Source organism: Rubellimicrobium roseum, from assembly GCF_006152145.1.
Classification (GTDB): domain Bacteria; phylum Pseudomonadota; class Alphaproteobacteria; order Rhodobacterales; family Rhodobacteraceae; genus Rubellimicrobium; species Rubellimicrobium roseum.
The window spans coordinates 271,823-284,742 of sequence record NZ_VDFV01000002.1; the positions used below are offsets into that span (position 1 = coordinate 271,823).

The window sequence follows — 12,920 nt, forward strand, 5'->3', positions numbered from 1 at the left end:
CTCACTTGCCGATGCAGAAGCTCGAGAAGATCTCGCCGAGTATATCCTCCACGCCGACCCGTCCCACAAGGGCGTCGAGTTGGCGCAGGGCGCGGCGGAGGGTTTCGGCGACGATCTCCACCGCCGCGCCGATGTCGACGAGCGCGCGCGTCTCGTCAAGGAGGCTTGCCGCGTCAAGCATGGCGCGGGCGTGGCGCTCGCGCAGGCCGACGCCGAGGCCGGTGGTGCGGTCGGACAGGCGGCGGCCGATCTCGGCCACGAGGGCGTCGACGCCGTCCCCGGTCCGGGCCGAGATGGCGAGGCCCTTGCCGGGGGCGAGGTCGGCCTTGGCGCGGACCACGAGATCGTCGGGGCCGGGCTCCGGCGCGGGCTCGCCCGCGAGGTGGAGGTGAACGCGGAGGTCGGCCCGGGCGGCGCGGTCACGGGCGCGTTGGATGCCGATGGCCTCTATGGGGTCCTGCGCCTCGCGCAGGCCGGCGGTGTCGATGAGCGTCACCGGCAGGCCCGCAAGGTCCATGCGGACCTCGATCACGTCGCGGGTGGTGCCGGCAATCTCGGAGGTGATGGCGGCCTCGCGCCCGGCCAGACGGTTGAGGAGCGTGGATTTTCCGACGTTCGGGGCGCCCACGATGGCGACCTCGAAACCTTCGCGCAGGCGCTCGGCGATGCGGGCGCCCCGGGCCTCCTCGCGCAGCTCCTCTTCCAGCAGGACGATGAGTTCCAGCACCTCGGGCCAGACGTCCTCGGGCACGTCCTCGTCGGAGAAGTCGATGGTGGCCTCGACGAGCGCCACCGCCCGGAGAAGGCGCGCGCGCCATTCCTCGGCCTTGCGGCCCAGGGCGCCCGCGAAGACGCGCAGGGCCTGGCGGCGCTGCGCGTCCGTCTCGGCCGAGAGCAGGTCCGCGAGGCCCTCGACCTGCGCGAGGTCGAGACGGCCGTTCTCGAGCGCGCGCCGGGTGAACTCGCCGGGCTTGGCCGGGCGCAGGCCCGGACGGGTCCCGAGCGCGCGCAGCACGGCGGCGACCACCGACGGGGCGCCATGGCAGTGAAGCTCCACGACGGCTTCGCCGGTGAAGCTGCGGTCGGGGGCGAAGGTGAGGACGAGCGTCTGGTCAAGTGGCTCGCCCTCGGCGTCGCGCAGGGTCCGCAGGGTGCGCCCGTGCACGGGCAGATGGCCCGCGAGGGCCCCGGCGGCCCGGTGCGCCTCGGGGCCCGAGACGCGGAGGACCGCGATCCCCGCCCGGCCGGGCGCGGTGGCCAGGGCGAAGATCGTGTCGGCCATGGTAATTTACGCGTTCATCGAGTCGAAGAAGTCCGAGTTCGTCTTGGTCTGCTTCAGCTTGGAGATCAGGAACTCGATGGCGTCGGTGGTGCCCATCGGGTTCAGGATGCGGCGCAGGACATACATCTTCTGGAGATCGATCTTCTCGACCAGCAGGTCCTCCTTCCGGGTGCCGGACTTGAGGATGTCCATGGCCGGGAAGGTCCGCTTGTCGGCCACCTTGCGGTCGAGCACGATCTCGGAGTTGCCGGTGCCCTTGAACTCCTCGAAGATCACCTCGTCCATGCGCGAGCCGGTGTCGATGAGCGCGGTGGCAATGATCGTGAGCGAGCCGCCTTCCTCGATGTTGCGCGCGGCGCCGAAGAAGCGCTTGGGCCGCTGGAGGGCGTTGGCGTCGACGCCACCCGTCAGCACCTTGCCCGAGGAGGGGACGACCGTGTTGTAGGCGCGGCCCAAACGGGTGATCGAGTCGAGCAGGATCACCACGTCGCGCTTGTGCTCCACGAGGCGCTTGGCCTTCTCGATGACCATCTCGGCCACGGCGACGTGGCGCGTCGCGGGCTCGTCGAAGGTCGAGGAGATGACCTCGCCCTTCACGCTCCGCTGCATGTCGGTGACCTCCTCGGGCCGCTCGTCGATGAGCAGCACGATCAGGTAGCACTCGGGGTGGTTCTTCTCGATCGAGTGGGCGATGTTCTGGAGGAGCACCGTCTTGCCGGTGCGCGGCGGCGCCACGATCAGGCAGCGCTGGCCTTTCCCGATGGGGGCCACGAGGTCGATGATCCGGCCCGAGCGGTCCTTGATCGTGGGATCGGCCTCAATCTCCATCTGCAGGCGCTGGTCGGGGTAGAGGGGCGTGAGGTTCTCGAAGGCGACCTTGTGGCGGGCGCGCTCGGGCTCCTCGAAGTTGATCCGCTCGACGGTGACGAGGGCGAAGTAGCGCTCGTTGTCGCTGGGCTCCTGGATGACGCCCGCCACCGAGTCACCGGTCCGCAGGGAGTGCTGCCGGATCATCTCGGGGCTGACGTAGATGTCGTCGGGGCCGGGCAGGTAGTTCGCCTCGGGGCTGCGCAGGAAGCCGAAGCCGTCCTGGAGCACTTCGAGCACGCCGTCGCCGCCGATCACCCAGTCCTCGTCCGCGCGCTCCTTGAGGATGGCGAACATCATGTCGCCCTTGCGCATCGTCGAGGCGTTCTCGATCTCGAGCTCCTCGGCCAGCGCCAAGAGGTCCTTGGGGCTTTGCGCCTTGAGGTCGGCCAAGTTGAGGCGGTCTTGGGTCATGGAGATCCTGATGGTCCTGCGCGACCGCGCTCACCCCAGAGGGCGGCAGTCGGGACGGAAGATATGCGCGTGGGATGCCGTTCCCGGACGGGAGGGCCGGATCAGAGATAGGCATCTTCGCGCCTCCCGTCAATCGGGGGGTCGCGGGGCTCTCAGAAGGGCTTCACGATCACCATGACGACGATCACGAGCAGCAGGAGCGTCGGCACCTCGTTCATAATCCGGAAGGTCCGGCCCGTGCGGCTGTTGCGCCCCTCCGCGAAATCGCGCGCCCGGACGACGCACCAGCCGTGAAAGGCGCTGAGCGCCAGCACCGAGGTGACCTTCACCCAGAGCCAGACCTCGGTCCACCAGCCACCCAGAAGCACCAGCACGATTCCCAAGCCCCAGGTCGCGATCAGGGCCGGGCGCATGATGAGCCGCAGGAGCTTGTCCTCCATCACCTGGAAGGTCCGGTCGAGCTCGGACCCGACCGTCGCCCGCTCGGCGTGGTACACGAAGATCCGGGGCAGGTAGAACAGTCCCGCCATCCAGGAAACCATCGCGACGACATGCGCGGCCTTGAGCCAGAGGTACGAGGATTCGAGCAGATCGAGCATTCGGCACCGCGTTCGGGTTTGCCCCTCCTTCTCTAGAGTCATTTGAAAGGAAGGGGGAGGTGGATGGCGGTTGTACTGGGGACAACTCGGCAGAGAGGGGGCGGTCCCCAGGTTCATCCACAGGACTTTCCCCCGAATCGGGACACCCGGATGCCACAGGATTAGAGCTAAGTGACTGATGTATATGCATCAGGTCTGTAGGCTGCCCCGAAGGGCCGCCGATTCGATTCCGATTCGTCCACAGGGTCGAGTTATCCCTGTCCACCGTGGGGGACTCGGGGCGACTCGGGGCCCCAAAGGGGTGAGTCTCCCACAGGCCTTCCGTCCACTCCCCAAGTCGTCCAGAGTGGGGGCCGTTTCATCCCCAGATGCTCCCAAGGTTGTCCACATGCCTCGCGAAAACCTCGTCCTGGCCTCCGGTTCGGCGACCCGCGCCGCGATGCTGCGGGCCGCGGGACTGGAGTTCGAGGTCGTGGTGCCGCGCGTGGACGAGGGCGCGCTGAAGGAGGCGCTGCTCGCGGAAGGCGCGAGCCCCCGCGATCTCGCGGACGCGCTCGCGGAGATGAAGGCCGCGCGGGTGTCGCCGAAGCGGCCCGAGGCGCTGACGCTGGGGGGCGATCAGGTCCTGTCCTGCGAGGGACGCGTCTTCTCGAAGCCCCGAACGCCCGAGGAAGCGCGCGAGCAGCTCGGCTTCCTCATGGGACGGACGCACAAGCTGCATTCGGCGGCGGTGATCCACCGGGGCGAGGAGCCGGTCTGGCGGCACGTCTCGGAAGCGCGGCTCACGATGGGGCGGATGTCGGAAGCCTGGATCGACGGCTACCTTTCGCGGAACTGGGAGGAGGTGCGCCACTCGGTCGGGGCCTATCAGGTCGAGGCGGAGGGCGTGCGGCTGTTTTCCCGCATCGAGGGCGACCATTTCACCGTGCTGGGGCTGCCGCTCCTGCCCCTCTTGTCTTTCCTGTCGGTGCGGGGGAGCATTCCGGCATGACCAGCCCCTATCTCCTCGCCGGCGTCGTCGGGCGACCGATCGCGCATTCCCGCTCGCCCCGTCTTCATCGCCACTGGCTGTCCCGGCACGGGATCGCCGGGGACTACGTCGCCCTGGAGGTCGGCGAGGACGACCTGGAGGAGGTGCTGCGCGCCTTGCCCAAGGCCGGATTCCGGGGCGTGAACGTCACGATCCCCCACAAGCTCGCGGCGCTGCGGCTCGCGGACGAGGCGACGGAACGGGCGCAGCGGATCGGGGCGGCGAATCTGCTCGTATTCCGCGAAGGGCGGATCCTCGCGGACAACACCGATGGCGAGGGCTTCCTGAACGCGCTGCGGCGGGGTGCGCCGGGCTGGGACCCGGCGGCGGGCCCTGCGACCGTGCTGGGCGCCGGGGGCGCGGCGCGGGCGGTGATCGTGACGCTTCTGGACGCGGGCGTGCCCGAGATCCTGCTCACCAACCGCACCCGCGAGACCGCCGAGGCCTTGGCCAAGGAGTTCGGAGACCGCGTTCGGGTCCATGACTGGGTGCAGGCGGGCAACGCGGTCGAGGACGGGCGGACGGTGGTCAACACGACCTCGCTCGGCATGGTCGGCAAGCCCGAGCTGCGCGTGCCGCTCGACGGGCTGCGGGAGGGCCACGTGGTGATGGACCTTATCTATGCGCCGCTGGAGACGCGGCTCTTGCGCGAGGCGCGCGAGACGGGAGCCGTTGCGGTGGACGGGCTGGGGATGCTTCTGCATCAGGCGGTGCCGGCCTTCGAGCGCTGGTTCGGCGTGCGGCCGGAGGTGGACGAGGCGCTCCGCGCCGCCGTCCTGGCCTGAGATGGCGTTCGTCCTGGGGCTCACGGGCTCGATCGGGATGGGAAAATCCACCACGGCCGCGATGTTCCGCGACGAGGGCCTGCCGGTCTGGGACGCAGACGCGGCGGTGCACGCGCTCTATGCCCCGGGCGGGGCGGCGGTGCCGAAGGTCGCGGGGCTCGTGCCCGAGGCGGTGGTCGGTGGTGCGGTGGACCGGCCCGCCCTGCGGGCGGCGCTGGAGCGGGACCCGTCGCTCTTTCCCCGGCTCGAAGCGCTGGTGCATCCGCTGGTGGCCGAGGACCGCGAGCGCTTCCACCGGGCCACGCAGGGCAAGGCCGACATCGTCGTGCTCGATGTGCCTCTTCTCTACGAACGGGGGATCGACCGGGACTGCGACGGGGTGGCGGTCGTCTCGGCTTTGCCGGAGACGCAGATGCGACGCCTCCTCGCGCGGCCCGGGATGGATGCCGAGGCGGCGGCGCTGCTGATCGGGCGGCAGATGCCGGACGCGGAGAAGCGCAAGCGCGCGCGCTGGGTCGTGCCGACGGAGACGCTTGAGGAGGCCCGCGCCGCCGTGCGAGGGATCGTGGCCGAGATCCGGGGCGGGGCGGCCGCCCCCAGGAGGAGCTGATGCGCGAGATCGTGCTCGACACCGAGACCACGGGCTTCGATCCCGAGACGGGCGACCGGATCGTGGAGATCGGAGCGGTGGAGTTGTTGAACCACCTGCCCACGGGCCGGACCTATCACGAATACATCAACCCCGAGCGGGCGATGCCGGCCGAGGCCTTCGCCGTCCACGGGCTCGGCGACGACTTCCTGCGCGACAAGCCCAAGTTCGCCCAGGTCGCGACGTCGTTCGTGGAGTTCGTGGGGGACGCGAGGCTGGTGATCCACAACGCCGCCTTCGACATGAAATTCCTCAATCACGAGCTGGGACGCTGCGGCTATCCCGCGATGCCGATGGACCGGGCCATCGACACGGTGCTGATGGCGCGGCGCAAGTTCCCGGGGGCGCCCGCCTCGCTCGACGCGCTCTGCCGACGCTTCGGGATCGACAACTCGGCGCGCACGCTGCACGGGGCGCTGCTCGACAGCGAGATCCTGGCCGAGGTCTATCTGGAGCTGATCGGCGGCCGGCAGCCCGACTTCGCCCTGAGCGCCGAGCCCGCCAAGCCGGCGCAAGCCGGCGGGACCCAGGTCGATGCGGCCTGGCGACCCCGTCCGCGGCCCTACGCGCTGCCCCCGCGCCTGACCGAGGAGGAGGCGGCGGCGCACGCGAAGTTCGTGGCGGGGCTGGGGGACGCGGCGCTCTGGCTGAAGGCCTGAAGCGCCGCGTCCCTGGTCAGGCGTCGAGCCTGGGCGCGGCGGCCGGCTGCTGCTGACGGCGCGCGAGCTCGTTGCGGTAGAGCTGCACGAAGTCGATCATCTCGAGGTTCAGCGCCGGGAAGCCGCCGTCACGCGTCACGTCCGACACGATGCGGCGCAGGAAGGGGAAGGTGATCCGCGGGCACTCGATCAGCAGGTAGGGGTGCATCTGCGCCTCGGGCACGCCCTCGATCTGGAACACGCCCACGTACTCGATCTCGAGCACGAAGAGCACCTCGCCGGCCGCCTTGGTCTTGGAAGTGGCAGTGAGCTTGGTCGTGACCTCGTACTGGTTGTCGGCCCCGCCGCGCTTGCGTCCGTCGAGGCTGACCTGCACTGCGATCTCGGGCGTGAGGTCGCCGGAAACGCCCTTGCGCGCGAGCACGTTCTCGAAGGACAGGTCGCGGACGTACTGGGTCAGGATTCGCTGGCTGATGCGCGGGGCAGCGGCCGGGGCGGCGGCGGGGGAGTCCCCCTGGGGGCTCTCGGGCTGGTCTTGCATGGGTCCTCCCGGGGATTGCAAGGTGATGGCGCTGCCTAGCACCCCCGGGAGGATGCCTCAATGCCGGGTCCAGCCGGAGGGCCGGTGCGTCGGATTCTTGGGCATGGCCACATCCTCCCATTCGGCGTCGATCACGCGGTCGCGCGGAGCCTCGGGCCGGGGCGGGGCGGCGGGGCCGAAGCCCTGGGACCGCCCCATCGTGACGATCCGGACGCCGCGCGCCGCGAAGCGCCGCGCGATCGCCTGCTGGACGGGCGGCAGCAGGAGAAGGATCGCCACGACGTCGCTCAGGAAGCCGGGCAGGATCAGGAGGAGCGCCGCGACCAGCCCGAAGCCGCCGCGCCGCAGAGCGGGCCGGGGGTCGCGCCCCGTCTGCAGGGTACCCCGCATGCTGGCCATGGCCTCGGCCCCCTGCCGCTTGAGAAGCCAGACCCCCAGCGCCGTCGCGAGGACGACGAGGGCCAGCGTGCCCAGCACGCCGACCGCACGGCCCACGAGGACGAAGCCCGCGATCTCGCCCAGGACGAGAAGGGGAAGGAGAAGGCGTGCCATGGAAATCCTCCGCTGCGTCGGGATCTTGGGCCGGTGGCGCCGGTCCGGCGCCAATGGACTTGATCCCGACCCCGGCATACATAGGTGACGGACGGCCGCGTTACCATCCGTGGTCCCACACCGGCCACGAGGACCTCATGAACTCTCCGATCATCCAGCTACTTGTTCTGGCCGGCATCGCCATCTTCCTGATCCTGCGGCTGAGGAGCGTCCTGGGCAGCCGCGAGGGCTTCGAGAAGCCGCCCGTGGCGCTGCCCGAAGCGCCCAGCCGGCGTGCGCGGCCCGAGCTGGAAGTGATCGAGGGGCGGCCGGACCGCGACATCACCGATCACGTTCCCGAGGACTCCGACGCGGCTCGGGCCTTAGCGGCGATGAAGGGCGCGGATCCGTCCTTCAACGTGCGCGAGTTCCTGCAGGGCGCGCGCGCGGCCTACGAGATGATCCTGATGGCCTTCGAGCGCGGCGACCTCGCATCCGTGAAGCCCTTCCTGAGCCGCGATATCTACGACGCCTTCGCCGAGGTGGTCGAGGAACGGCATCGCAACGGCTACAAGGTCGAGGCGACCTTCGTGGGCGTGAGCGATCTCGCGCTGCGCGACGCGACTTATGACCGCACCACGCGCGAGGGCGAGGTCGCGGTGCGCTTCGTGGGCGAGCTCACCTCGGTCGTGCGCGACAGCGCGGGCCAGATCGTCGAGGGCTCGCCCACCGAGATCAAGCGGCAGAAGGACGTCTGGACCTTCGCTCGCACCATGGGGTCGTCCGACCCGAACTGGATCCTGGTCGCCACGGGCGAATGACTGCGGGAGGCCGGCCGATGACGGGCGGAGCGACAGAATCCACCCCGGTTCATCGGCGGCTGACGGACCTCGGATTCGGGGCGCTGGAGGGCTGGGCGGAGGATGACCACGAGGCGGCCCTGGCCGCCTTTCGCGTGACCTGCTCCGACATCGCCCTGCCTGACTGGGCGGCCCTGGCCGAGGAGGCGGAGGCGATCGCGCCAGGGCAGGCGCGGGCCTTCTTCGAGGCCCGCTTCCGCCCCCTGCTGGTCGAGGACGAGGCGCCCGCTCTCTTTACCGGCTACTACGAGCCGGAGCTTGAGGGCGACCTTCGGTGGTCGGAGCGGTTTCCCGTGCCGCTCTACCGCCGGCCCGAGGATCTCGGGGATCCGGGGCCCACGCGCGCCGAGATCGAGGACGGGGCGCTCGCGGGGCGCGGTCTGGAGATGGCCTGGGTCGCGGACCCTCTCGAGGCCTTCCTCCTGCAGGTGCAGGGATCCGGCCGTATTCGCCTGCCCGACGGCCGCGTCCTGCGGTTGGGACACGGGGGTGGCAACGGCCACCCCTACACGTCGATCGGCCGGGTCTTGGTCGAGCGTGGGGCGGTTCCGGCGGACGAGGTTTCGGTCGAGGCGATCCGGGACTGGGTCATGGCGCATCCCGTCGAGGGCGCGGCGTTGCGGCGGCTCAACGCGTCCTTTGCCTTCTTCCGCGCGCTGGATGACCTGCCGGCCGAGGCGGGCCCGCCCGGGACGATGGGACGCCCCGTGATGGCGGGGCGGAGCGTGGCGGTGGACCCCGCCTGCGTTCCGCTGGGGCTGCCGGTCTGGATCGAGACCGGGGGCGGCCTGCGGCGGCTGATGGTGGCGCAGGACACCGGAAGCGCGATCCGCGGGGCGCAGAGGGCCGACATCTTCTTCGGGACGGGGATCGAGGCCGGCCGGCAGGCCGGTGCCGTGCGGGAGGGCGGGCGGATGGTCCTGCTGCTGCCCCGGCCCGGTGCGGCCGGGGGTCCGGGCCCGGCCGGGCCGACGTGACGCCCCGCCGGCTCTCCTCGGAGGACCGGGAACTTTGGGAACGGGTCAAGGGGAGCGCCACGCCGCTCCACCCCGCCCAGCCCATACCGGCCCCCGCGCCAAAGGCGGCCCCGCCCGCTCCCGCGGGGCAGGCCCTGTCGTCCCTGCGGGCGCCGATTCCGTCCTTCCGCGTGGGGCAGGTCGTGGATCACCGCCGCTCGGACGACTTGCTGCCGGGGCTCGTCGAAGGCCTGAGGCAGGGGCCCGTGCACATGGACGCCGGGCGCTTCGGCCAGATGACGCGCGGCAAGCTGCGACCCGAGGGGCGGATCGACCTGCATGGGATGACCCTGGCCGAGGCGCATGAGGCGCTCCTGTCCTTTGTTCCGATGGCTCGGGCGCAGGGCAAGCGGCTGGTGCTGGTCATCACCGGAAAGGGGCGGGTGAACGACGACCTAGCGCCCATGCCGGCCGTCGCCGGTCGGCTGCGCCACGACGTGCCGCGCTGGCTGCGGCTGCCGCCGCTGGCCCCGCTCGTCCTGCAGGTCGCGCCCGCCCATCGGCGGCACGGAGGCGAGGGCGCGCTCTACGTCTACCTGCGCGCGGGCTGAGGCCTTGGGGAACCCGGGGCCGGGCCCTGCGCGTTGCCTTCCCCGCGCGCCCTCGCGCCATCCACGGACCGGACATGACAGACCTCCAGACTTCCGCCGACCGCATCTGCGTGATCTGCAACCAGGGCTCGGGCCGCAACAGCCGCGAGGCCGATGCGATCCAGGCCGCCATGGAGGTGCTGGGCCCCCGCGCCACGCTGCGGCGCGTTCGCGGCCAGGACATCGACGACGCTGCGCGGCAGGCGGTGCAGGAGGGCTTCGGCGCGGTCGTGGCCGCGGGTGGCGACGGCACCATCATGACGGTGGCGGGCGCGCTCCTGGGTTCGGGGCGGCGCTTCGGCGTGTTGCCCTTGGGCACGTTCAACTACTTCGCGCGTGGCCTGGGCATTCCCGAAGACCCGGCGGGCGCGGCGGCGGTGATCCGCGACGGCCGGACCCGGTGCGTCGCGGTGGGCGAGGTGAACGGGCAGGCCTTCCTGAACAACATCTCGCTGGGAATCTATCCGGCGATCCTGCGCGCGCGCGAGGACGTCTATGCCCGCTGGGGCCGGCGTCGGCTCGCGGCCCACTGGTCGGCGGCCAAGACCTTCGTGCGCTTCCAGCGGCCTCTCTTCCTGACGGTGCGCGCCGACGGCGAGGAGCGGCGGGTCAGAACGCCACTCTTGTTCGTCGCGCGCTCGGCCTATCAGCTCGACAGCTTCGGGCTGGCAGGCACGGACTGCGTGGCCGAGGGGCGCTTCGCCGTCTTCGTCGCACCCGACACCGGCCGGGTGGGCATGTTCCACAAGGCTTGGCGGCTGGTGCGGCGGTCGATGCGGGAGGGGCGGGACTTCGACCTCCTCTGCGCGGACGAGGTGACCATCGCCACCCGCTCGCGTCACCTGACGGTGGCCTGCGATGGCGAGAAGTTCCGCATGCGCACGCCGTTGCGCCTGCGGATGCGGCACGAGGCGCTGGAGGTCTTTGCGCCGCCTGAGGCCGTGGACGAGGCCCAGCACGCGGGGGCGGCGGCGTGAGGCGCATCCTCCACCTGTCGGACCTGCATTTCGGGCGCACGCGGCCTGACCTCCTCGACCCGCTGGTGGCGCTGGTGGCGGAGCTGTCGCCCGATCTCGTGGCGATCTCGGGCGACTTCACGCAGCGCGCCCGTCGGGGGCAGTTCCTGGAGGCGGCCGCCTTCCTCGACCGGCTACGCGCGCCCTGGCTCGCGGTGCCGGGGAACCACGACATCTCGCTTCACAATGTGCTCCTGCGGTTCCTCGATCCCTGGGGCCGCTACCGTAGCCTGATCCACCACGACCTCTCGCCGCGCCACGAGGACGAGGAGATCACGGTCATCGGGCTCAACACGGTGAACCGCTATGCCCATCAGGCGGGGCGGATCGGTAAGACGGCGCTCCGCCAGATCGCGGCGTCGCGGCAGGAGCAGCCCGAGAAGACGCTGGTCGCCGTCATGCACCACCCGCTCGAGCATCCGCCGGGCAACAGCAAGCCGCCGATGCGCCGCACGCTCGATGGCGTCGAGGCGCTGGGCCGCGCCGGCGCCGACATCGTCCTGTCGGGGCACCTCCACAACGCCCATGTGGCGCCCCTCACCTCTGCGCCGGGCATCCTTCTCGTGCAGGCGGGCACGGGCCTGTCCACCCGGCTTCGGGACGAGCCGAACACGCTCAACCTGCTGAGCATCGAGCCGGGCTGGGTGCAGGTGGACCGCTACGCCGCCTTGACGGAGCCGGTCTGGGAAATTGACCAGACCACGCATTTCGCGCGCGATCCGGAGCGTTCCGACGCACCCTGGGAGCCGGTCCTCGACCGGCCTGTCTCGTTCGGTCAGAGCACGTAGCGGCCGAGATCGGCGCGGGCCATGAGGGCGCCCAGGTGCTTTTCCACGAAGCCCGCGTCCACGGTGACCCTGTCGCCACCGCGGTCGGGGGCGGCAAAGCTCAGGTCTTCGAAGACGCGTTCCATGACGGTGTAGAGGCGGCGCGCCCCGATGTTCTCCACGCTGCGGTTCACCTCGGCGGCGATGCGCGCGAGCGCGGCGATGCCGTCCTCGGTGAAGGCGACCTCCACGCCTTCGGTCGACATCAGGCCTGCGTACTGGCGGGTGAGGGCGTTCTCCGTCTCGGTCAGGATTCGGACGAAATCCTTCTCGGTCAGCGGCTGAAGTTCCACGCGGATGGGCAGGCGGCCCTGCAGCTCGGGCAGGAGGTCCGACGGCTTGGCGATGTGGAAGGCGCCCGAAGCGATGAAGAGGATGTGGTCCGTCTTGACCGGGCCATGCTTTGTGGACACCGTCGTCCCCTCGATCAGCGGCAGGAGATCGCGCTGCACGCCCTCGCGGCTCACGTCAGCGCCGCGCGTCTCGGCGCGGGCGCACACCTTGTCGATCTCGTCGAGGAAGACGATGCCGTTCTGCTCCACGGCCTCAAGTGCGGCGCGCGTCACCGTTTCGTCATCGAGGAGCTTGTCGGCTTCCTCGTTGAGGAGGGTGTCATAGCTTTCGGCCACGGTCATGCGCTTCCTCGTCGTGCGGCGGAAGGCCTTGCCGAAGAGGTCGCCCAGGTTCGCCATGGCGATGCCCTGCTGGCCGGGCAGGTCGAAGCCCGGCATTCCCATCGGGTTCGAGGTGTCCGCGAGCTCCAGCTCGATCACGGTGGCGTCGAGCTCGCCGGCCTTGAGCTTGCGGCGGAAGGCCTCGCGGGTGCCGGGACGGGCATCCTCGCCGGCGATGGCGGTGATGACGCGCTCCTCGGCGGCCTGGAGGGCCTTCGCCCGCACGTCTTCCCGCATCATCTCGCGCGTCTGGACGATGGCCGCGTCGAGGAGGTCGCGCACGATCTGCTCCACGTCGCGGCCCACGTAGCCGACCTCGGTGAACTTGGTGGCCTCGACCTTGAGGAACGGCGCTTTGGCGAGACGGGCGAGGCGGCGCGAGATCTCGGTCTTGCCGACGCCGGTGGGACCGATCATCAGGATGTTCTTAGGCGTCACCTCGCGGGCGAGGTCGTCGGGGAGCTGCTTGCGCCGCCAGCGGTTGCGGAGCGCCACGGCCACGGCGCGCTTCGCGGCCTCTTGGCCGATGATGAAGCGGTCGAGCTCGGAAACGATCTCGCGGGGGGTCAGGTCGGTCATG

General features: G+C 70.6%; 15 protein-coding genes. 9 read left to right on the forward strand and 6 right to left on the reverse strand.

Going from position 1 to position 12,920, the window contains the following annotated elements; translation table 11 throughout:
- Position 1 precedes the first annotated feature (1 nt).
- The 3 genes from mnmE to hemJ form a co-directional block, all read right to left on the reverse strand.
- On the reverse strand, positions 2 to 1,282 hold the full coding sequence (mnmE, locus tag FHG71_RS03720) for a tRNA uridine-5-carboxymethylaminomethyl(34) synthesis GTPase MnmE (RefSeq protein ID WP_139080260.1): 1,281 nt from the start codon (positions 1,280 to 1,282) through the stop codon (positions 2 to 4).
- Positions 1,283 to 1,288: 6 nt separating this feature from the next.
- Positions 1,289 to 2,563 carry a transcription termination factor Rho gene (gene rho, locus FHG71_RS03725; RefSeq protein WP_139080261.1) on the reverse strand — a complete coding sequence of 425 codons (1,275 nt, stop codon included), beginning with the start codon at positions 2,561 to 2,563 and terminating at the stop codon, positions 1,289 to 1,291.
- 152 nt (positions 2,564 to 2,715) lie between these two features.
- Positions 2,716 to 3,162 carry a protoporphyrinogen oxidase HemJ gene (gene hemJ / locus FHG71_RS03730; RefSeq protein ID WP_139080262.1) on the reverse strand — a complete coding sequence of 149 codons (447 nt, stop codon included), beginning with the start codon at positions 3,160 to 3,162 and terminating at the stop codon, positions 2,716 to 2,718.
- A 388-nt stretch (positions 3,163 to 3,550) separates the two neighbouring features.
- Between hemJ and FHG71_RS03735 the strand changes: the two genes are divergently transcribed.
- Genes FHG71_RS03735 through dnaQ form a run of 4 tightly spaced genes read left to right on the forward strand, consistent with a single transcriptional unit; the run spans position 3,551 to position 6,285 of the window.
- Positions 3,551 to 4,153: a Maf family protein gene (locus FHG71_RS03735; RefSeq protein WP_139080263.1), complete on the forward strand. Its 603-nt coding sequence runs from the start codon at positions 3,551 to 3,553 to the stop codon at positions 4,151 to 4,153.
- Positions 4,150 to 4,977: a shikimate dehydrogenase gene (locus FHG71_RS03740; RefSeq protein WP_139080264.1), complete on the forward strand. Its 828-nt coding sequence runs from the start codon at positions 4,150 to 4,152 to the stop codon at positions 4,975 to 4,977. Before FHG71_RS03735 ends, FHG71_RS03740 begins: the two co-directional genes overlap by 4 nt.
- Before the next feature lies 1 nt (position 4,978).
- Entirely contained in the window at positions 4,979 to 5,587 is a 609-nt protein-coding gene (gene coaE, locus FHG71_RS03745; RefSeq protein WP_139080265.1) for a dephospho-CoA kinase, read from the forward strand.
- On the forward strand, positions 5,587 to 6,285 hold the full coding sequence (dnaQ, locus tag FHG71_RS03750) for a DNA polymerase III subunit epsilon (RefSeq protein WP_139080266.1): 699 nt from the start codon (positions 5,587 to 5,589) through the stop codon (positions 6,283 to 6,285). The genes coaE and dnaQ overlap by 1 nt, the downstream gene beginning before the upstream one ends.
- Before the next feature lie 16 nt (positions 6,286 to 6,301).
- Here the strand turns inward: dnaQ and secB are convergent, their stop codons facing one another.
- Both secB and FHG71_RS03760 read right to left on the reverse strand, forming a co-directional pair.
- A complete protein-coding gene (secB, locus tag FHG71_RS03755) occupies positions 6,302 to 6,826 on the reverse strand; it encodes a protein-export chaperone SecB (protein ID WP_139080267.1) in 525 nt (174 codons plus the stop codon).
- A 57-nt stretch (positions 6,827 to 6,883) separates the two neighbouring features.
- Positions 6,884 to 7,378: an FxsA family protein gene (locus tag FHG71_RS03760; RefSeq protein WP_176559270.1), complete on the reverse strand. Its 495-nt coding sequence runs from the start codon at positions 7,376 to 7,378 to the stop codon at positions 6,884 to 6,886.
- Between the two features lie 137 nt (positions 7,379 to 7,515).
- Here FHG71_RS03760 and FHG71_RS03765 point away from each other — a divergent pair, with 137 nt between their 5' ends.
- From FHG71_RS03765 to FHG71_RS03785, 5 genes are all read left to right on the forward strand, one after another.
- Entirely contained in the window at positions 7,516 to 8,178 is a 663-nt protein-coding gene (locus tag FHG71_RS03765) for a Tim44/TimA family putative adaptor protein (RefSeq protein WP_139080269.1), read from the forward strand.
- 17 nt (positions 8,179 to 8,195) lie between these two features.
- Positions 8,196 to 9,194, forward strand: a complete 999-nt coding sequence (gene mltA, locus FHG71_RS03770) for a murein transglycosylase A (protein WP_246045331.1) — start codon at positions 8,196 to 8,198, stop codon at positions 9,192 to 9,194.
- The gene (locus FHG71_RS03775; protein ID WP_139080271.1) at positions 9,191 to 9,784 is read left to right on the forward strand and encodes a Smr/MutS family protein; all 594 of its coding nucleotides are present in this window, start codon (positions 9,191 to 9,193) and stop codon (positions 9,782 to 9,784) included. The genes mltA and FHG71_RS03775 overlap by 4 nt, the downstream gene beginning before the upstream one ends.
- A gap of 74 nt (positions 9,785 to 9,858) precedes the next feature.
- Positions 9,859 to 10,800 carry a diacylglycerol/lipid kinase family protein gene (locus tag FHG71_RS03780; RefSeq protein ID WP_139080272.1) on the forward strand — a complete coding sequence of 314 codons (942 nt, stop codon included), beginning with the start codon at positions 9,859 to 9,861 and terminating at the stop codon, positions 10,798 to 10,800.
- On the forward strand, positions 10,797 to 11,627 hold the full coding sequence (locus FHG71_RS03785; protein WP_246045332.1) for a metallophosphoesterase family protein: 831 nt from the start codon (positions 10,797 to 10,799) through the stop codon (positions 11,625 to 11,627). Before FHG71_RS03780 ends, FHG71_RS03785 begins: the two co-directional genes overlap by 4 nt.
- Here FHG71_RS03785 and hslU read toward each other — a convergent pair.
- Positions 11,615 to 12,919, reverse strand: a complete 1,305-nt coding sequence (gene hslU, locus FHG71_RS03790; protein WP_139080273.1) for an ATP-dependent protease ATPase subunit HslU — start codon at positions 12,917 to 12,919, stop codon at positions 11,615 to 11,617. The two genes, FHG71_RS03785 and hslU, sit on opposite strands and share 13 nt — an antisense overlap.
- Position 12,920: the final 1 nt, after the last annotated feature.